This window comes from Corynebacterium casei LMG S-19264, assembly GCF_000550785.1.
GTDB classification, from domain to species: Bacteria; Actinomycetota; Actinomycetes; order Mycobacteriales; family Mycobacteriaceae; genus Corynebacterium; species Corynebacterium casei.
Genome location: NZ_CP004350.1, coordinates 1034331 through 1052794, shown reverse-complemented (window position 1 = coordinate 1052794; position 18464 = coordinate 1034331). Strand labels below are relative to the sequence as shown.

13 protein-coding genes are annotated in these 18464 nt (G+C 50.4%); 5 read left to right on the top strand and 8 right to left on the bottom strand.

Annotation, left to right across the window (positions count from 1 at the left end; genetic code table 11):
- Positions 1-72: 72 nt before the first annotated feature.
- The 4 genes from cas3g to CCASEI_RS04860 are packed head-to-tail and all read right to left on the bottom strand — an operon-like array spanning position 73 to position 6716.
- Positions 73-3417 (bottom strand): type I-G CRISPR-associated helicase/endonuclease Cas3g, encoded by a 3345-nt coding sequence (gene cas3g / locus CCASEI_RS14395; RefSeq protein ID WP_225868458.1) that lies wholly within the window; start codon positions 3415-3417, stop codon positions 73-75.
- Positions 3418-3427: 10 nt separating this feature from the next.
- Complete coding sequence (csb2, locus tag CCASEI_RS14715) at positions 3428-4684, bottom strand: type I-G CRISPR-associated protein Csb2 (protein ID WP_081748468.1); 1257 nt, start codon at positions 4682-4684, stop codon at positions 3428-3430.
- 2 nt (positions 4685-4686) lie between these two features.
- Entirely contained in the window at positions 4687-6021 is a 1335-nt protein-coding gene (locus tag CCASEI_RS04865; protein WP_169731177.1) for a type I-G CRISPR-associated protein Cas7, read from the bottom strand.
- Between the two features lie 32 nt (positions 6022-6053).
- The gene (locus tag CCASEI_RS04860) at positions 6054-6716 is read right to left on the bottom strand and encodes a type I-E CRISPR-associated protein Cas6/Cse3/CasE (RefSeq protein WP_081748466.1); all 663 of its coding nucleotides are present in this window, start codon (positions 6714-6716) and stop codon (positions 6054-6056) included.
- A gap of 686 nt (positions 6717-7402) precedes the next feature.
- Here CCASEI_RS04860 and CCASEI_RS04855 point away from each other — a divergent pair.
- Together CCASEI_RS04855 and glnA (CCASEI_RS04850) are read left to right on the top strand one after the other, a co-directional pair.
- Complete coding sequence (locus CCASEI_RS04855) at positions 7403-8560, top strand: tyramine oxidase subunit B (protein ID WP_025387313.1); 1158 nt, start codon at positions 7403-7405, stop codon at positions 8558-8560.
- A 53-nt stretch (positions 8561-8613) separates the two neighbouring features.
- A complete protein-coding gene (gene glnA, locus CCASEI_RS04850; RefSeq protein WP_025387312.1) occupies positions 8614-10056 on the top strand; it encodes a type I glutamate--ammonia ligase in 1443 nt (480 codons plus the stop codon).
- Between the two features lie 115 nt (positions 10057-10171).
- Here glnA (CCASEI_RS04850) and CCASEI_RS04845 read toward each other — a convergent pair whose 3' ends face one another.
- The 3 genes from CCASEI_RS04845 to CCASEI_RS04835 all read right to left on the bottom strand — a co-directional run bounded on the left by CCASEI_RS04845 (position 10172) and on the right by CCASEI_RS04835 (position 12623).
- A complete protein-coding gene (locus tag CCASEI_RS04845) occupies positions 10172-10405 on the bottom strand; it encodes a hypothetical protein (RefSeq protein WP_051461190.1) in 234 nt (77 codons plus the stop codon).
- Positions 10406-10607: 202 nt separating this feature from the next.
- Positions 10608-10970, bottom strand: coding sequence for a hypothetical protein (locus CCASEI_RS15435; protein WP_225868444.1), 363 nt, complete (start codon positions 10968-10970; stop codon positions 10608-10610).
- Between the two features lie 531 nt (positions 10971-11501).
- The gene (locus CCASEI_RS04835; RefSeq protein WP_051461189.1) at positions 11502-12623 is read right to left on the bottom strand and encodes a DUF4238 domain-containing protein; all 1122 of its coding nucleotides are present in this window, start codon (positions 12621-12623) and stop codon (positions 11502-11504) included.
- 601 nt (positions 12624-13224) lie between these two features.
- Between CCASEI_RS04835 and CCASEI_RS04830 the strand changes: the two genes are divergently transcribed.
- Positions 13225-14727, top strand: a complete 1503-nt coding sequence (locus CCASEI_RS04830) for an AAA family ATPase (RefSeq protein WP_025387310.1) — start codon at positions 13225-13227, stop codon at positions 14725-14727.
- Positions 14720-15565 carry an HNH endonuclease gene (locus CCASEI_RS14390; RefSeq protein ID WP_025387309.1) on the top strand — a complete coding sequence of 282 codons (846 nt, stop codon included), beginning with the start codon at positions 14720-14722 and terminating at the stop codon, positions 15563-15565. Before CCASEI_RS04830 ends, CCASEI_RS14390 begins: the two co-directional genes overlap by 8 nt.
- Positions 15566-15802: 237 nt before the next feature.
- Here CCASEI_RS14390 and CCASEI_RS04820 read toward each other — a convergent pair whose 3' ends face one another.
- The gene (locus tag CCASEI_RS04820) at positions 15803-16357 is read right to left on the bottom strand and encodes a hypothetical protein (RefSeq protein WP_155894820.1); all 555 of its coding nucleotides are present in this window, start codon (positions 16355-16357) and stop codon (positions 15803-15805) included.
- A 576-nt stretch (positions 16358-16933) separates the two neighbouring features.
- Here CCASEI_RS04820 and glnA (CCASEI_RS04815) point away from each other — a divergent pair.
- The gene (gene glnA / locus CCASEI_RS04815) at positions 16934-18370 is read left to right on the top strand and encodes a type I glutamate--ammonia ligase (protein ID WP_025387307.1); all 1437 of its coding nucleotides are present in this window, start codon (positions 16934-16936) and stop codon (positions 18368-18370) included.
- The last annotated feature ends 94 nt before the right edge of the window (positions 18371-18464 follow it).

Below are 18464 nucleotides of genomic sequence, written 5' to 3'. Positions count from 1 at the left end.
CGTGAGAGTATCGCTTACTCATTTAACCTGATTCGCTATTTTGGTGTCCACCTCCGACATGGGATTTAAATATTATTTGTCGGCGCTAAGAATTGGCTCCCAGAGCTTGACTTGCTGAGAAGCATACGTGCTTGTTGACCTCCAACGAAGCACTGGAACCGCAGGAACCGGAGTAATAAATAGGTCTCGCAGCTCATCCAACGTCACCCAAAAATCAGGCACAGGAATTCGAAGTTCATTTTGACTTACCCCGACCCCGTATTCCGAAGGTGGCATTCCTAAAGCAGCCATCCCGGCAATGGACCATGCCAGATGATGTTCTGAATAAAGGAATTCGGTCTCACCTGTTAAGCGAGTCTCTATAGAAGTATCCAACCCACCATTCTGCTTTCCAGGCACCTGCGGCGAGTCTGGCTCAAACAAGGAAGCTACACGTGCATCAGGATCTTCTGTTCTTAAGATCCCGAAGGGGTTTCCGTTTCGTAGGTGGATCGGCAAAGAATAAAACCGACCGCCTTGAGGTTCTGGTTGGGCATCAAAGAGCATAGATTCCATCATTGGAGCGATATCTAGCATTTGTTCCCGGAAATGGGTTCGCCATTTGTTCTTCTTGACGATCTTGCCGAATTCCCCTTCAACTCCCTGTGCGCCGAGTTCCATAGCGTCAAGGACCTTAGTCCACGATTCAGAATCCCAAACGATGTCTGCGCTCGCGGAAATCTGCACAAGTCCTTCTCTGACGCGGAAGCACGCTCCCTGTCCTGCCGCAGCCAGCGCACCTATTCCGCCGAACAACATGTTTAAGGAGTATGGGCGCATACCTGCGAGACTGACGTAGTCACGCTCAGTATCAGGTTTCTCCGGTGCAAAAAACACATCTAAGTCAGCCCATTTAAGCCCCTTCTTTTTAGGTTTACTGGAGGACATGTGGTCGGCAATTCGAAGCGTAGTCTCCAGCATCGCCAGTCCCCATGGTCCAAAAATGCTCTCGAGTTCTTCATATTGGTTGGTAGAAAGAAGGATCTTTCCTGCATGATTGGTTATTCGCCTTCCCCAGCCGTGGTGGGTAGTAATCAAATACCTAACTAGTGCTGCCTTGACGTTTTCACCGCTTACTGACTGGGCGGAGAGAATTTCATGACGCCAACCAATCGGCATGAGTCCTCTATTAGCTGCCAAAATCGACCCGCGTGGTTTTGCCAATGGTTCATCAACAAAATTGTTGAAATGCTGCTGAAATTTGGTATCACTTTTTCCAAAATCATGTTTCAGACCAGCCTCCTGGAGAGTTGAAACAAGTTCATCGGAAAGCCCAATTAGGCAAGCAGATTCTTCGGCAGTCTCCGAGACTTGAAGGCTATGGTCTGCCAGACCAACGGGAGAGCCATGGTCCTTCTTAACCGTTTCCCGCCCCACTGCCACAAACCTGCCGGAAATACTTAGACTGTTATCCAGTTCAAGTTCTGAAATTTTCTCTTTGAGCTCGACTTTGACGTGCTCAAGCAAATCTTGCTCAAGCTCAAGCAATTCAAGTGTGCGATTCTGCCCAAGCAACACTCCGGCGTCAAAGTAGCCTTGTCCTCGTTTCAGCACTGCGAGCATCGAGTGATCCTCGACTTCTTGATCGGGTTTGGCCCCGACACCCGTCCAACCGTTTTCGAGACTATACCCACCAGCAGTAGTTGAAAGCACCAAAATGGCATCGGCAAGCAGTTCATCGCTACTGCTCGGTTGAACCCAAGTTTCGCCTCGCCGAATACGGCAAGAAACTCGAATACTTGCTGCCGGTTCTTCCCGAGGCGCCCCAGCGGTCGTATCTGAGAACTTCGCGTCGCCCTTTCCCGAGGTCACAAACTTCTTCGCTGCCCAGAGAGGGATAGTAATTGTCTCCTCCCGAAGAATTTGATTCTGGTCGAGAATATCTAAGTTTTGCCGCCAAGCTACAGTGATGCTTGCCCGGTCAACACGATCTGGTCCAAAAGCCAACGCCTCCCACGGAGCAAGTGCCGTAGGTCGTGTTGCAGTCAACCGAGGCAAGAACGGATTCACACTTACTGTCCGCGCTTCGTCTTCCCAAGTATCAGAGGGGATCTCCAACGCGCCGAAATGATCAATAAAGCCGTCTACTGCAGTGCGCTCCAGCACGTCCAACGTTGAATACAGTTGCTCCTCCCCATAAATAGCCTTAGACGGCTCATCATTCGGGTTGGCTACTATGGTGGCTCTTACAATTTTGCGTAATCCTGAACGATTAAATCGCCCGAACCTCTGAACCAGGGCTGGTAAAGAAGCAAGCTCTGTGATTAAGGCACACGCATCCAGATCGACTCCTACTTCAATCGTTTGAGTAGCAACGACGATGCTATTCTTGCTGAACTCAATGGATGTACGATCTAAGGGCCGAATGGTGGATGTCAATAGGTGCAAGCGGAGATCCTGATCTTTTTGCAGCTTTTTGGCAATACCATTCCTGATGCGCACAGCAGAGTCAATCGTATTTGCAACTACGATTATGCCATCACCGCCGTCCCCATCTCTGTTTAGCCAAGCCTCGCAAGTTGCAGCTACTATTTTGTCCACGGTCGTGCTGGGAGTATCCACCGTGACAATCACTGCGGGTTTGGAAGCATTAACTTTAGCCTTCGCTACCGGTGACGGATCACCAATTAAACTGCCGACGAATGCGTGCCCCTCTAAATAAGGCGGGACTGTCGCCCCTAAGACGATGGTCTGGCCCAGTGGCAGAATTTCTTCAAATTCACTTTGGATCGATTCGGCTTCCCGCCACATCTTTACGGTAGCTGGTACTAAATGCGGTTCATCAACTAATATCAGCCGATCTACACCTGTTAATGCAGCGTGTAATGGCAGCGATCCCGGTGCGACACCCACCCCGCGAAACAGAGTTCGAGATGCGAGCTGCGTAACTGTACAGGTAATGATTTGAGCACCGAATGGTCTCAACCAATCCCGGGAGCTTGGTTTTCCCCCATGAAGCGAAGTTACGTTAAGTACGCCTTGGTCCCAATCTTCCGGAAGCAATGAACGCAGCGCTTCTTTTATGGGGTTTAACGCGGAATCTTCTTCAATGGCAACTGAAATCTTTTTTGCGTGTGTCTCAGCATCATCTACGACAAGGCGTCGCTCCACCGTAAGAAAAACCCGGAGTGGAAAGGATCTGCCTTCTTTCCCATGCTCGTGGATCTGGCGTGCAAGTACCCAAATGGCAATATCCAAAGTGGACGTTTTGCCAGCGCCCGTGGGAGCAGCGACTTGGTCTGGCCACGACTGTTCTTCCCATACCTGGGCTGCCAATTGTGCCTGCCAAAGAAATGGTGGATACCCATGGACAACGCCGTAGAAGTCCTCAAAAGTTGGGAACGTTGAGGTGCCTGCGGCCGTCGCGTCAGCCCCCATGTCAGAAACACTATTCCCTGACATCAAGTTTTCCTTCCAATCGGTAATCTGGCATCAATACACCGCTTCCGGTTTCTGTATCGAGAAGCAGCGGACCAGCAATTTTTTCAGGAGTCTTCAATGAAATATGCCAAGCTCGATGCTGGTCATCTACACCGAGTCTTTGCTGGCTCGGGCGAATCGGTGACGAGGAAATTTCAAGGATCTCTGCTTCTGGTATTCGTGCAAGCACCTGCTGAGACGCCACCCATTTATCAGGGTGCGCGATAAAAGGAACTGCAGTCATCCAATAGTGCGCAGAACGCATCCAGTATCGCGGTTGCAGGGACGCAGTGCCTCGGTCTTCCCCGAGTAAGTCGAAATTGAATTCAGGATCGAATTCAACCCCCTCACGAGTAAGCACACCCATTCCCACTGCTGAACCATCCAAATGTGGGTTTCCTGCTCTTGCCAGGACAAAAGCTCCCGTGTCAGTTCCGCTCTTAACCAAACGGACGACTCGCAGCGCGCTTTCTAGTTTTGTAGGACGAGCAAATGGAATGCAGATAAGATTCAGCCCACCATCTGCGACTGGGACAGCTGGAGCATAGCTTTCCAATCGCACACGGTGATCAACTCCAATTGGTTCGCGCCCAGCGTCACTGAACTTAGAATTGTAGCGCTCTACTAGCCAATCCAAATACGATCGACTGGCTGACCGTAGCTTTGTTCCACCTCCTGGTGTGGGTGCAAAAATGGTGTGTGAAGCGGCAAGCTCTCTTTGCAATGAGACAAGAGGTGCTTTTGAAATCTTCAAAAGCACAAGGTCCATTTCCCGCCCCAAATAGGGCACTTCCGAACACAATCTCCTTAGCGTTTCCTCGGATTCTGATGAAAGCTCAAGGCTTGGCCACACAAAATACAATTTATCTGTAATTGTGAAGTGCCCGTTAACGTTCTTTTCAACCTTTCCTCCACGTTCTCCGAACATGTGCTGGGGGCTGAGTACTTTTCTTTCTGCCTTTGTTCCTGCGGGAACCGACATCGGTCCCGACATAAAAGACCTGCTAGTTCCTGTGGAATAAGCTGGTGGTGCTATGATTTGCGGTGATTGAGCTCCCGAGATCTCTTCAACCACTTTCCAAGCACGCTTTTGATCATCAGAATGTGCCGCTGCAGCGACTAATGCCGATAGCAACCTTCCAGGCGATGGTGGATATGCTGAGCCAGACTCAGCATGACCAGAATATGTTCCGGCGATAAAGTTAGCTGAGATTGTCAAACTCACTGCTACTCCTTATCAGTCTTCGTGGTATTAGACTCCTCCAAAAGAGTGAGAGCGCGGGCGGTGACGATTACTTCTGGGAAATTGGCGCGAACTGGCTCGGCAAATTTCAGAGCGTCAGGAAGCGCTGCATAGGCTTTTTTGAATCCATCAATAGCGCCTTCCAATTCAATATCAAAAGTGGTCGTTTCCCCGTCGAAATCGACCAATTCGAAACCACTGTTGGCTTTCCCTGTGACCAAATCACAGCCGGAGCGTAAGAATCCTTCCCGTGCAGCAGCAAGAATTCCAAATATACCCAACCAGGCCAAAACTTCTGCCATTTGTTCCGCTGCCTGAGGAAAGTCTTCCGCCAACTGCTTGTCTGAGAGCTGTAGGTGTCTGAGATGAGTCAGTGAGATTGACGCACGGCGCAAGATGCTGTCACATGCGAATACCTGTGGTGTCGGAGTGTTAGGAATCAGCCCTAAACCAACCGCGGATGGCTTTCCATTCTTGCTGGAATCTGGAATCATGGCTGCTGTCTTTGGATCACGTTTAAGCCCCACTTCTGTAGAAATGCCACCGAGCAAGTCTCCCTTGGTTGCGCCATAAGACACTGGCTGAGCATCGTACCCAATTACCGTGGAAGATAACGCACGCGCCCATTTATGACGACGTTGAGCGACGGACGATAGCCAGAATCCGAAAAGCGCTGACCCTGGAAAGTAGCGAAAGAGAAATTCTGCCTTATTCGCAGACGCCTCCGAAATGAACTGGTAATGCTCACTTTCTGGGTTTTCCCAAATCTGTTTTCCGTCTACCTCTGCGTGACGAATGTAGCTGTCAACATGACGGTGCGCAGCAGTCCAATTGCTGGCATTTGCTGATTCCAAATCATTCCGCAATGCACGCGCAAGGACAGATGCAGTGTACTGAGTTTGTTTTTTGTCGCTTTTTGCAAACTTCTTGATTGCCTCTCCCGCAATCTTTTCCAATTGTTCATCTGAAATGTTCTCAGAGGTCAAGTAGAAACCAGGCAGCTCGATTCCAAGCCGATGGGAGTTCGTGAGAATGCATTGCTCAATGAGGCCTGCCTCCGCCCCTAAAGAATTGATGACGACCGCACGACGGTGAATGAATGCACCATTGTCATCTGTCAGGTATGCCCGGTACCCACTTTGAGAATCTGGAACCGGATGCGAATCCGCACTAGCAAAGGCAGGAGCTTTTTCTTCGCGGCCAATGTACGTCGGCGGTGCAACCGGGGTTCCTCGTCCACCAGTCGGAATCAAATCTCCCAGATACCGAACCGCCACGTAATTATTAAATGACATGTTCTGATTTGAATTGCTCATCATTTTCCTCTCATTTGGCTGCAACTTTCGTTGCGTTAAGTAATCTTTTCCAGTTGAAGTAGCCCACATCCAAAATTCTTCGATCGCCCGAAGCCTTGAAAAAGGGCCGAATTCGCCTTATCTGCATCAATCACGTTCACAACTGCACTGAATTGCGCGCCAGATAAGTTCAAATTTCGTGCTTTGAATTTCTTCGTCGCTACCACCTTCCAGGATTTGATAGTCAATCCACTGCGCTCCAATTTCTTTGTCAACCAATCCTGTACCTGTTCATCTGGCACTGGGACTCGCTTGTTTCGAATCGCAGGACGATTCGGAAGATTCCAAATCTCATCGGGAACGCGCGAAGTTGGGGTGTGACTCACTTCCACCATTCCCTCAACCTGGAAATCCTTCTCTTGCTCAAATACTGGACTAAAAGGCACCTCTTCCACTGCAACATCGGTGGTAGATTCCAATCTCACCCCGGAGCTAACCAACAATTCATCCGGGGAAACAATCGCCCAGAGCAGCTTTGCAGCCTCACGCGGTGAGGACTTATCCAAGGCCGTCGGAACAAGCAAAGCCATAAGCAGCCTGTGCCCAACTGCTCTATCTTGCTCAATTCTTCGCATCAGATTTCTTGGCACCGTTACTCGATAGCGAACCACTTGCCTATCTGTCATTTGCTCATTCCACGTTTCTGTCTCTTTTTGCATTTTCCGCCAAAAGATTGTGCGGTTAGTCAGTCAATCTAGCCTGGATAGGCGACATTCTCTCCACATCTCAGAATTTCGACCAACACTACCGAACATAATCATGTTAAAAACTCTCCCCTAAGCCCAATAATGCCGATTTCTCAGAGCCCTTGTTCCCCTGAAGCTTCTTCCCCAACGAGGCCGAAACCCCTTGTCCGCCCCTCTTCGACCCGTCTACCTGAAGCGAAAGCTGGGTCAAGCGTAAGAACACCAGCCATTCTCGAACGCCTTTACGGAACGGGGGTAGTGCTTCCAACCCCGTTTTCTCCAGAATCAGAATTTTGCGCGGTCTTGATGAATGGGAAAATCAATCTATTTTCAACGCGTTCGTCACCCAAAATTTCTAACCATGGCATCAGAACCGACCAATTCGGTCCAATGCTTTTCACGACAGGCAACACCCCCACTATGGGGCATTTCCGCAGCGTACGAATTTGTAACCGCCCGTTCGGGCAAAGGCAGTGAGCAGTCACCATATTCACGAGTTCAGAACACTGAGAATCTGAAGGTACCCGAAACATTTCCTGTCAGACTTCTATAGGCTCGCCGACGTAGACCTCAGATACGCAGTCGCTCATCAGCGGGTCAGCAAAACAATTTGCAGTTTCAATTGCTCGCAGATGTGCCCAACACATGGAAGTGAGCCTATGACCGCAAGTAAGCAAGCTGATACTCAGATTGACCTCATTTGGTTGTCCGAGCAGGACATGATCGACGCCGGCGTAACCGATACCGCCAAGTGCGTGGAAACCATGGAAGAAACGCTCATCCTCCTCGATAAAGGTGACTACCGGATGGCAGGGGCATCTGCGAACTCGCACGGCGCACAAATTAACTTCCCCGATGAGCCGGAGCACGAGGGTATGCCAGCTAATGGCCCGGACCGTCGTTTCATGGCGATGCCGGCTTATATTGGCGGACGCTTCAACAACACTGGTGTGAAGTGGTACGGCTCCAATGCTGAGAATCGTAAGCATGATCTGCCGCGCTCGATTCACGTTTTCGTCCTCAATGACACGGTCACTGGCGCACCAAAGGCCATCATGTCTGCCAACTTGCTTTCTGCGTACCGCACCGGTGCAGTCCCAGCAGTCGGTGTTAAGCACCTGGCGGTAGAAAACGCCGAAGAAGTTGGCATCATCGGGCCGGGTGTCATGTCGCGCACCATTTTGGCATCGTCATTGACGCAGCGTCCTTCCATTAAGCGCGTAAAGATTAAGGGCCGCACCCCAGCTTCCACCGAGCGCACCGCAACCTACCTGCGTGAACAGCACCCGGGCATTGAGTTCACCGTCGTGGAGACTGAGCAGGAAGCGATTGAGAATTCCGATATTCTCATCGCTGGCACCTCTACCTCGCAGGATGGCCCCATGGGCTTCCCGTACTTTAATAAGAATTGGCTCAAGCCCGGCGCGCTAGTTTTGGCTCCGGCAGCGGCACGTTTTGATGATGACTTCATCCTTGAGGGCAAAGCCCGCCTGGTCGTGGACTACAAGGGTCTGTATGCCGAGTGGTTCAATGAGAACGGCCCGGATGTCACCTATGAGCGCCTGCTGGGCATCCCGGGTAACCGCTGGTGGGACTTGGTTCAAGATGGCACTTTGAAAGAAACTGACATTGCAAACATCGGCGCGATTGCAGATGGTAATCAGCCGGGACGCACCAATGATGAGGAAATCTTCTTCTATTCCATCGGCGGCATGCCGGTAGAAGACGTAGCATGGGCTACAGATGTCTATGAACAGGCATTGGTAAAGAAGCTCGGCACTCCACTGAATTTGTGGGATAGCCCAGCTCTTTCCTAATTCGTCCGTATCAACAATCAACCCCAATTCACACACGAAGGCGTGTTTTTACAGTGAGCTTTAAAGCTTTCTCAGTCCAAGAAGTAATCGACTTTATTCAGGCTGAGGAGGTGCGCTATTTGGATATCCGTTTCAGCGATATTTTCGGCGCTGAGCACGCGCTGACTGTGCCTGCCCGCCTTCTCTCGGAAGAAACTGCCAGCGAAGGCTTTGCTTTCGATGGCTCCTCCATCCCTGGATTCGCCACGGTAGATAAATCGGACATGATTTTGGTCCCGGATCCACAAACCGCATATGTCGATCCTTTCCGTGATCACAAGACTTTGAACATGCAGTTCTTTGTCCGGGATCCGCTCTCGCAGACCTCGTACAGCCGTGATCCGCGCTCCATCGCGCAGAATGCTCAGGAGTATTTGAAGGAAACGGGCATCGCGGATACCTGTTCCATCGGCGCGGAGGCGGAGTTCTACGTCTTTGATTCCGTGCGCTATTCCTCCGGCGTCAACCACTCTTTCCACCACGTTGATTCGGATGAAGGCTGGTGGCGCTCGGGCGAGGAAACCATGATGGATGGCAGTCCGAACCGCGGCAACCAGATTCGCATCAATGATGGCTACTTCCCTGTCGCACCCTATGACAAGACCATCCCGGTGCGCGATGACATTGTCTACAACTTGGAGAAAATCGGCTTCGATATCGAGCGTTTCCACCATGAGGTGGCCACGGGCGGTATCCAGGAGGTCAATTACAAGTACTCCGATCTGCTGCACGCCGGCGATGACATGCAGGCGTTCAAGTACATTGTCCGCAACACCGCCGAGGCCCACGGGCAGACCGCGACCTTTATGCCTAAGCCATTGGCTGGCGATGGCGGCTCCGGCATGCACGCCCACCAATCGCTGTGGAAGAACGGCAAGCCACTGTTTTATGATGAGACCGGTTACGCCGGGCTTTCCGATGTCGCCCGCTACTACATCGGCGGCCTTCTCAAACACGCGCCGGCAGTCCTGGCTTTGACCAACCCGACGGTGAATTCTTACCGTCGTCTCTACTCGGGTTTCGAGGCCCCCGTAAACCTGGCCTACTCCCAGTCCAACCGCTCCGCGGCCATCCGCATCCCGCTGACCGGTGATAATCCTGCCGCCAAACGCATCGAGTTCCGCGCGCCCGACCCATCCGCCAACCCATACCTGGCGTTCACCGCACAACTCATGGCAGGCATCGACGGTATCTTAAACCGCATCGAACCCGGCGAACCAGTAGATAAAGACCTCTACGAGCTCGCCCCCGAAGAGCTCAAAGACATCCCCCGCGTCCCTCACTCACTGGAAGCCTCTCTCGATGCCCTCGAGAAAGACCACGACTTCCTCACAGCCGGCAACGTCATGAGCGAAGACTTTCTCGACGCCTACGCCCGCCTCAAATTCGACCGCGAAATCCAACCCCTACGCCAAGGCCCATCACCGAAGGAATTCGAGCTCTACTACAACGTTTAGTTAGCTTTTCTCCCGAGAGCTTATAGCGCAATAAGAACTCGTACCGGGCCCAGATATTGGTCCAGTACGAGTTCTCAGGTTTTGCGGGCGCTCCCTATTTTTAAGACACCACCGGTTAGTTCAAACTGAAGGAATAGCTGCCGGTGAGACCGTTGTGGATTTCCACGGAATAGCTCTGGCCGTTAGCGTTAGCCCCCTCAATCAGAGACTCGACTTCCTGCGCGTTGTAATAGCGGCTCAGCCCCAAGTACAGCAGCAGCAATAGGAACATCTCCACCACGATAATTGCGGTAACCACCATGGGTGCTGTTGCTCGGGATTCCGTCTTGACTGTATCTGCTTCTGCCATTCGAACCGGTATCCTCCCGCGTGCTTGGCTGCCCCAGAGTCAGTGGTGCCCTCCACACCGGAAGAGTCGCGGCTATCAATGACCGGGTTTCGCCGTTATCGTAGCACTGATCAATTAGATTCTTCTTCTCTGCGTGTGACGTATACATGGCATAGAAAATCAAGCCACCACCAGTAAGAATGCCAATGAGAGCAACCCCTCCCTATATAATTGCGGGAGCGATTCGAAGGGATGCCCCAGAGTTATCAGGCTGGCGTATCTGTTCCGGATCGTAGCCATTGTCAGCAATCACCTGATCGATCTGTTCATCGGACAGACCTGCTAGTTCAGACTCAGCTGCGTCGATCTCAGCTGCGGTGACGCGATCATGATCGATTTTGTCTTCATTGAGCCGGAATTCATCTGCCTCGGAGTCGTAGTACACAGCTTCAGCCAAAGCCAGCGGGCCTTGAACATCAGGATCAGACTCTTGTGCATTCGCTACTGGGGCTACGGTGCCTGTAATTACCACGGCTGCAGCCAGCAGTCCGGCCAAGCCGTTCCTAAGATTCGATGAGACGGTCACTGAAATCCCTTCCTATCAAAACAGCCACCTCGAAGTACTACGAGGGGCTGCACCTGTTGTGGTCGAGGCCACCGTAACAACAGGTCTTGAAGCACACAATGGTTCTATTTGAAGTTCTCGTCCACGAACGTCACCAACAGGAAAATATAAATATATCTACAATTTTGCACCGGAAATTTAATGCAACCCTTCAATAGTTTCCATTGCAAAAGACTAATAGCAGCTCGGAAGGGTAAGTCCTCCCCGACAGAAACTAAAAGACATGTCCTTTAAGGCTTCACCAGACTGCAGAAACAACATAGGTTAGTGAATTAACTCATATTTATTTCAAAAATGCACCCGGACAATCAGGCGGCCTGTCAAACGCGGCGCCTGAACTACCCTCACACTCTGGACGCTACCCATGAAAAGCAATACAAAGGATTCTGAAATAACTACAACTCTAGGCAACTAGATCCATGCGCGAAATTTGATTTTTCGGACATAGGTGAATTTTAATATTGAGCTAAGCTCTACGAGGATCTGGAAATCCTAATCGATCCGAGGTTTATTACAACGATTAACACCTTGAAATAGAAATCCTGATCTCCCGCCACTCGATTGGCGCTTTTCAAGCATTTCTGCGAGCTCGTCACGGGTATTTTCATGAAAAAGATCTACGACATGATTCTTCAGCTTCGTCAGTCGCAGCGTAGCCTCACTCCAGTCGCTTGCGGATTCCCAACTACGGATAGGTTTCAGTTGTGAACTTAGTTTTCTAAGCCGCTCGTTGTCCAAGGGATGACCAAAAATCCTCTCTCGCGAGTTCAGTGCAATGAGCCGGTTGATTTCTTCGCCCTGATTCTCAGTTCCAACAACCCAATCCACAGATTGCAATCGTTCGATCATCTCTTTGATGCTTTCTTTCGATTGCACCAATTCCAAGACCAGCGCCATGCGCCTATTCACTGGAAAGATAATCTGTGGGGTATTAGCTAGCCCAAGACTCACCACGCTGTTCGTGATGCGCTTCAAATCGGCAAGCACTACGGGGCGATCTCCAGAAACTAGAACTGGCTGATTGAAAAATAGAACCGTCCATCTGCGTATCAAAAGTAGAGCTTTGTAGGGTTCCTTGGTAAAGCCTTTTAATTGCGAAAAGCTGTTCTCAACGGTAGTAAGAAATCTGGGCCCTTCGTCCCTTAAATAACTTTCCCACATTGACGACCACTCATCATCAGAAACCAACTGCCCAAAACTTAACTCGTGAAATAGACGCATCCCATCCTCAGGGCTTCGTCGCGCCATATCCCGAATCGCCATATTGTTAAAGTCATTCGACGCAAGGCGAAAATCTTCACCTCTCACCCACTGCGCTAAGAGAAACTCGGCGATGTCCGCCTTCCCTTTTCTCCCGATGTATCTCTGAGACTCCAATCTCCGCAGTGCATCCGCTGCGTTGCTTTCAACGACGCTCAGGTGTTCTTCAAATTCAAGTGGCGAGACTGATAAAGACTCTGAATTCCTGTAATAGTCGTTTACGGAAAACGCTTTAGAAGCAGAGATAGTATATGAACCACCTCCCAATTCCTGCACACAAATATTTCCCTCAAGTGCAAATGCTTTGAGATAAAATTTTGGGATTAAATGATGCCGTTTAGCAGGTTTGCTCACCAATAGAGAATTCCTTTTCAAATCACGGACTACATATGTCTTGTGCTGAAGGACTCCCCCAGTGCCTAGTAACCGTATTCTATCCTATTCCCGACGAGCTTTCAGCCTGCAGCGAGTACATTTAAAAGATGGCATAAGAAGTTGTGACTGGCATTCACCGTCTATGTGTTGAGTCAAAAGAAGTTGGATCTACTTACATCAGATTGTCGGTGGCCCCTCATTCCGCTACGGACCAGTGGCGCCATTTCGACTCAAGACAGACTTGGTTTAAAGGATGCCGTTAAACCTCTAAAATTCAATAATTCGATCATTCACTAGTCCAAGAAAAGCACTCGATCCTATCATCAATGACACTTTTCTACCGAATACATTGGATTCAGGAGAATAAGCTGCCACAGTAGGGCGGCACCTCGATAATCCTAAACAACTTCGCGCCTAGATTAAAAAGTACGCAGATGGCGACTCCGTTCGCGTTTGGCAAACTACACCCAAAGTAGAATCGGTTTCAATTCAGATTAGGCGTGTTGGAAAGGGCTATCGTCTTTTCCAAGACATCGACGATTGAGAACCGGGCGACGCCCCAGAGTAAAGAAGTGCAGAAATGAATGAAATTCTAGTGAATGTTGTAGACGTTGGCGAACCACCAGTAACCAAGGAAGGTGTTTTCACACTTATACGAGACAACTGGGATGATTATCGTTTCAAAACGACATTTCTCTTGACTTATGCAGAGAGATACAAGGTCCTTAACATTGGAACCGTCAAAATTGCGAAAAAAGGGATGCGCGCACCAGATAGTGGCACCTTTGTAGATCTTAAAACTAGACTTCCCAATCGGTTTCACGCTCTCGAAGACGATTATTTCTCATTGGGGCAAGATGTCGAATATTACGAACGGCTCCTCGCACTTCCCGATGGAAAGGGGAAACTAGCATTGGCAGCACTTCGTGACATCTCAGCTTCGCAAGACATTTTTGAGGCTGTGCTGAATGAGGAAGCGTTTAGCACTTCTCTCCTCCGATTTGTACCGGAAAACACTGTGACCAACCAGTTCCGCCGGATCGCTAATGGCGGGGAAACACTAATTTCGTATGGATTTAAATTCACAAAGGTGCAACCAACCAAATTAGCCCCTCCACTCGAGCTTACCTTTGAGATTAACCCAGAAGCAATGCCTCCGGAAAATGTGCACGCTATGATAGGCACTAACGGTGCGGGTAAATCAACACTTCTTAAAGATTTTTTCAAAACTGCAGTTGAAAATGATGATTCGGTGGGTGAATTTTCAAACTTAGGTGGTGACCAGCCTATCCAAAACGGGTTTCCCTTCGCTGACGTACTTCATATCTCATTCTCAGCTTTTGACGAAGAGCTTCGATACGAAACAAGTCGTTCCAGCACAATCGCAGGTCGAGTTGTTGGGCTTTCCACTCAATCACAACCACTAGAAGATCAGTTTTTCGATAGCCTTGAAGCTTGTTCAAGTGATTCCCGTCTCGATCGCTGGATCGACTTAATGAAACTCCTATCCGGCGGAGATCCTCTACTTTCGGAAATGCCCACGGATCATACTGCGGAGGGCTTTCTCGAATCAGCTAAACAGGCTTTTGCCCTAATGAGCTCTGGCCATAAGATAGTTACCCTCACGGTCACACGACTTGTTGAGCTTGTAAAAGAGAAAACCCTAATTCTGTTCGATGAGCCAGAGACGCATTTGCATCCTCCGCTACTTTCGGCACTGACCCGTGTGGTCTCAGAGATTGCGGCCAGCCGCAACGGTGTCGCCATCATTGCAACTCATTCACCAGTTGTCCTCCAAGAAATCCCCAGCACTTGTGTTTGGACTATTCAACGAAGTGGTTCCGTTTCTCGCGCATTCCGCGTTCCAATTGAGACCTTTGGGGAGTCAGTTTCTCGGCTCACTTCGGAGGTCTTCAAACTATCAATTGACAACACCGGATTTCGGAGAATACTTGCCGACCTTCTCACCAAGAACAATAAGTCGGCAGAACAGTCCCTCGACGTTCTTGGTGGCAGGCTTGGCTCGGAAGGTCGATATCTCCTCAGCTCCCTGGCATTACAGTCGGATAGTCAAGATGTATAAGATTCACGCTCCACAAATCACTGCAGCGGAAGCTTATCGCACGACAATCTCAGCCATAAGAAACCCCGAAAAGAGAAATAGGCACAGCACATGTGCAAGTGAAGTAGAGAATAAGTGCGAGGACTATGATCGTTTGGGGGAACAATACTTATTCGAAACGGCAAGCCCGCTCTCGTTCGGTGTGCCCAACTTAGGTTCCGTTGCGATGCAAGAGCTTTACGAAAAACAATTCAGCAAACTCACTGGAACTAAGCAACTCCGTGACGTTATAAGAAGTGGTGCCGAGAACAACTTGTGTCCATATTGCGGAATTGGTCTTGTTTCTCAACTCGATCACTATTTACCTAAATCAGAGTTTCATGCTGTAACCGTGCATCCTAAGAATTTGGTGCCTTCCTGTGCAGACTGCAACACTGCAAAGAAGGCATTTTTCCCGTCCTCAAATACTCCAGCTGTTTTTCACCCCTATTTTGATATTGCATTCGACATAGCTTGGCTCGACGCAACCCTAGTACGAGGACATGATGGCCACCCAGTCGCGTTGTTCGATGTGCACTCGAAGATTACGGACACGCAACTAAGAAACAGAATGACAATGCATCTGGATGTATTCAACCTTAAGAATAGATTTAGCAGCGTCGCGAGTCAGTCACTTCAAGAGTTCGAAAGCGTCTACCGGAACAGTTCTCAAAAACTCACGTTGAAAGAAGCCAAGTTTGAATTGGAATCTAATATACGTAGCCGCTCGTCGCTCAGGGAAAATGATTGCAGAGCATCAACGTACCGCGCCATGTTGACAAGCGCCTGGTACCTTATCGAATTCATACAGCTTGACTAGTTTTGCACTCGTTCTCGATGCTCTCAAAATTGCATTCTCTCAAATTAGGAGCTGGTTTGGACTGAGACAGAATCCAGAACCGAAAGTGTCCAAGCCCAGGCCAAAACTTCGCAGCTGCTTCACAGGTGGTGTGGATCGCCGTCCATCCATCGCCTCAAATTAAGATCGAAATTGGCCGACACCTTTCTAAACGTGCAACCGGAGATTTTGGTTTGTCAGAGTCTAGGCGAATGGGCCTTATTTACTACCCGATTTTGTGTTCCCCGTATCCGTTGCGAAGTCAATGACCTCACCCTGATTTTCTTCGGGACCGTCGGCTTTGGCTTTGAGTGCAGCAGCTCCCACTTCCTTACTATCTTCAACGCTCTCATCGGTTACTAATATGCGCTCTACATCCTTGCTCGCCCGCTCGATGTCTCGCTCCAAGAGGTTTTTGTAGTGGTTTTCCGCCTCTCGTTGTTTACGTCGAGAAGAAGCTTGGCGAACAATCAATGATGTTGTACCTAATGCGACTGAACCCAAAACTAGAGAAATGGCCGTCTTGGGATTACTCTTGGCTGCTGCGCCGGCACTTCGAGTCAGATCTGAAATTGCTTTCATCAAGGCAGGTGTCTGCACAGCGATCTCGTTAGCCACTTCGGGAACGGCTTCCTTAAGCATTTGCACAATCTGGCCGGTAGCGGCATCACGCACAACACTGCCTTCTACAACTAGCTTTCCAGCCTGAACGCCTGCCTCAATTGTCGCATTAGAAAGAACGTTAACTGTGCGAATTACTTCCAAATCCATCACTTTCTACCCCTTATCCTATGGGTTATTGCCTCCTCAATTGTAGTGCTATTTCGGCCACCACAAGACGGCATTCGACCTTCAATTCGAGAGTTAATTGGATTTCACAAGAACATCCACCTCAACTCCAGTCTCAAAATATAGCTTGCCTGCCAAGGCCCCTCACCAAGAGTCTTCGATCTCTGCTATGCCGTGCGAGTTTCATGTTGCACCAACGCCTTGCCCCAAATGCCCCGACGAGGATGCCTACTAACCATTCAGCCGTTCAAATCCCGGTGTTTTCTTTACCAATTCCGCAATGTGATAACAACCACAATCCTGCCCCGGACAGACCATCAGAGCCACCAATACCTATAGGCCTATAGGCGATTTCGGCACGTCAGAACCACAATAAAAAGAGCACACAGTTCCGCAATAAAGCACACAAAATCACCCACATGACATGCGCAGCCATACTTCTACCTATTGATTGATAGGAATATCGAAATCTATCTGTTAGCTTATAGGTATTCCGCTTCGGGCAGTCGTGCCCGGGGCAGGACGCTGTGCCTAACCGATTGATTAATAGAGGAGCATCCCATGGCCTTCGCAACCGTTTCCGACGTGGTCGAGTACATCAAACAAGAGGGCATCCGTTTCCTGGATGTGCGCTTTACTGATGTGCCCGGCACCGAGCACCACTTCACCATCCCGGCAGAAGAATTTGATGAAGATGCAGCCGAGCAGGGCTTGGCATTCGATGGCTCCTCAGTGCGTGGTTTCACTTCCATCGACGAGTCAGACATGACGCTGTTGCCGGATCCTGCAACGGCAACCTTGGATCCATTCCGTATTGAAAAGACGTTGAACATGAAGTTCTTCGTGCATGATCCGCTGACTTTGGAGCCGTATGCTCGTGATCCGCGCAATGTGGCTCGCAAGGCGGAGGAATATTTGGCCTCCACGGGTATCGCAGATACTTGTAACTTCGGCGCGGAGGCAGAGTTCTACGTATTTGATTCGGTGCGCTATGCCACCGAAACCAACACGGGTTTCTATGAAGTGGACTCCAATGAGGGCTGGTGGAACCGCGGTAAGAAAACCAACCTGGACGGCACGCCAAATCTGGGTTCCAAGGTGCGCGTGAAGGGCGGATACTTCCCCACCGCGCCCTATGACCAGACAGTGGATGTCCGCGATGAGATGGTCACCAACTTACAAGATGCAGGTTTTGCGATCGAGCGCTACCACCACGAGGTTGGCAGCGGTGGACAGCAGGAGATCAACTACCGCTTCAACACGTTGTTGCATGCGGCGGATGATATTCAGTCTTTCAAGTACATCGTCAAGAACACCGCGGTTAAGAATGGCAAGACGGCAACGTTTATGCCAAAGCCGCTGGCCGGTGACAACGGATCCGGTATGCACGCGCACCAGTCGCTGTGGAAGGACGGTTCACCGTTGTTCTACGATGAGGCCGGCTATGGCGGGCTTTCAGACATCGCGCGCTACTACATCGGCGGCATCTTGCACCACGCACCAGCGGTGTTGGCGTTTACCAACCCAACGCTTAACTCGTACCACCGCCTGGTCCCAGGCTTTGAGGCCCCAATCAACTTGGTCTACTCCCAGCGCAACCGCTCGGCTGCAATCCGCATCCCGATTACGGGCTCCAACCCGAAGGCAAAGCGCATCGAATTCCGCGCGCCGGACCCATCAGGTAACCCATATTTCGGTTTCGCCGCGATGATGATGGCGGGCCTAGACGGCATTAAGAACCGCATCGAGCCGCACGCGCCGGTGGATAAGGACCTCTACGAGCTTCCACCAGCAGAGCAGGCTTCCATCCCGCAGGCGCCAACCTCCCTGGAGGCCGCGCTGAAAGCACTGGGCGAAGATCACGAGTTCCTCACCGAGGGCGACGTGTTCTCTGAGGATCTCATTGAGACCTACATCCAGTACAAGCACGATAACGAGATCGCGCCTGTCCGCCTGCGCCCAACCCCGCAGGAATTTGAGATGTACTTCGACTGCTAAGTCGCACCACGAGTAGAAGATTGTGGGTCGCTGACTAGCGCCGCGGCTAGTTCCAACCCCTGGATTCGGCCTCGGCGCTTAAGCTACCCCTGGA

Excerpts from the sequence above, each read along its gene's own strand:
- CCASEI_RS04830 (WP_025387310.1), top strand. The coding sequence starts at position 13,225 with ATGAATGAAATTCTAGTGAATGTTGTAGACGTTGGCGAACCACCAGTA.
- CCASEI_RS04865 (WP_169731177.1), bottom strand. The coding sequence starts at position 6,021 with ATGATGAGCAATTCAAATCAGAACATGTCATTTAATAATTACGTGGCG.
- cas3g (WP_225868458.1), bottom strand. The coding sequence starts at position 3,417 with ATGGGGGCTGACGCGACGGCCGCAGGCACCTCAACGTTCCCAACTTTT.
- CCASEI_RS04845 (WP_051461190.1), bottom strand. The coding sequence starts at position 10,405 with ATGGCAGAAGCAGATACAGTCAAGACGGAATCCCGAGCAACAGCACCC.
- CCASEI_RS14390 (WP_025387309.1), top strand. The coding sequence starts at position 14,720 with ATGTATAAGATTCACGCTCCACAAATCACTGCAGCGGAAGCTTATCGC.
- CCASEI_RS04855 (WP_025387313.1), top strand. The coding sequence starts at position 7,403 with ATGACCGCAAGTAAGCAAGCTGATACTCAGATTGACCTCATTTGGTTG.
- glnA (WP_025387307.1), top strand. The coding sequence starts at position 16,934 with ATGGCCTTCGCAACCGTTTCCGACGTGGTCGAGTACATCAAACAAGAG.
- CCASEI_RS04860 (WP_081748466.1), bottom strand. The coding sequence starts at position 6,716 with ATGCAAAAAGAGACAGAAACGTGGAATGAGCAAATGACAGATAGGCAA.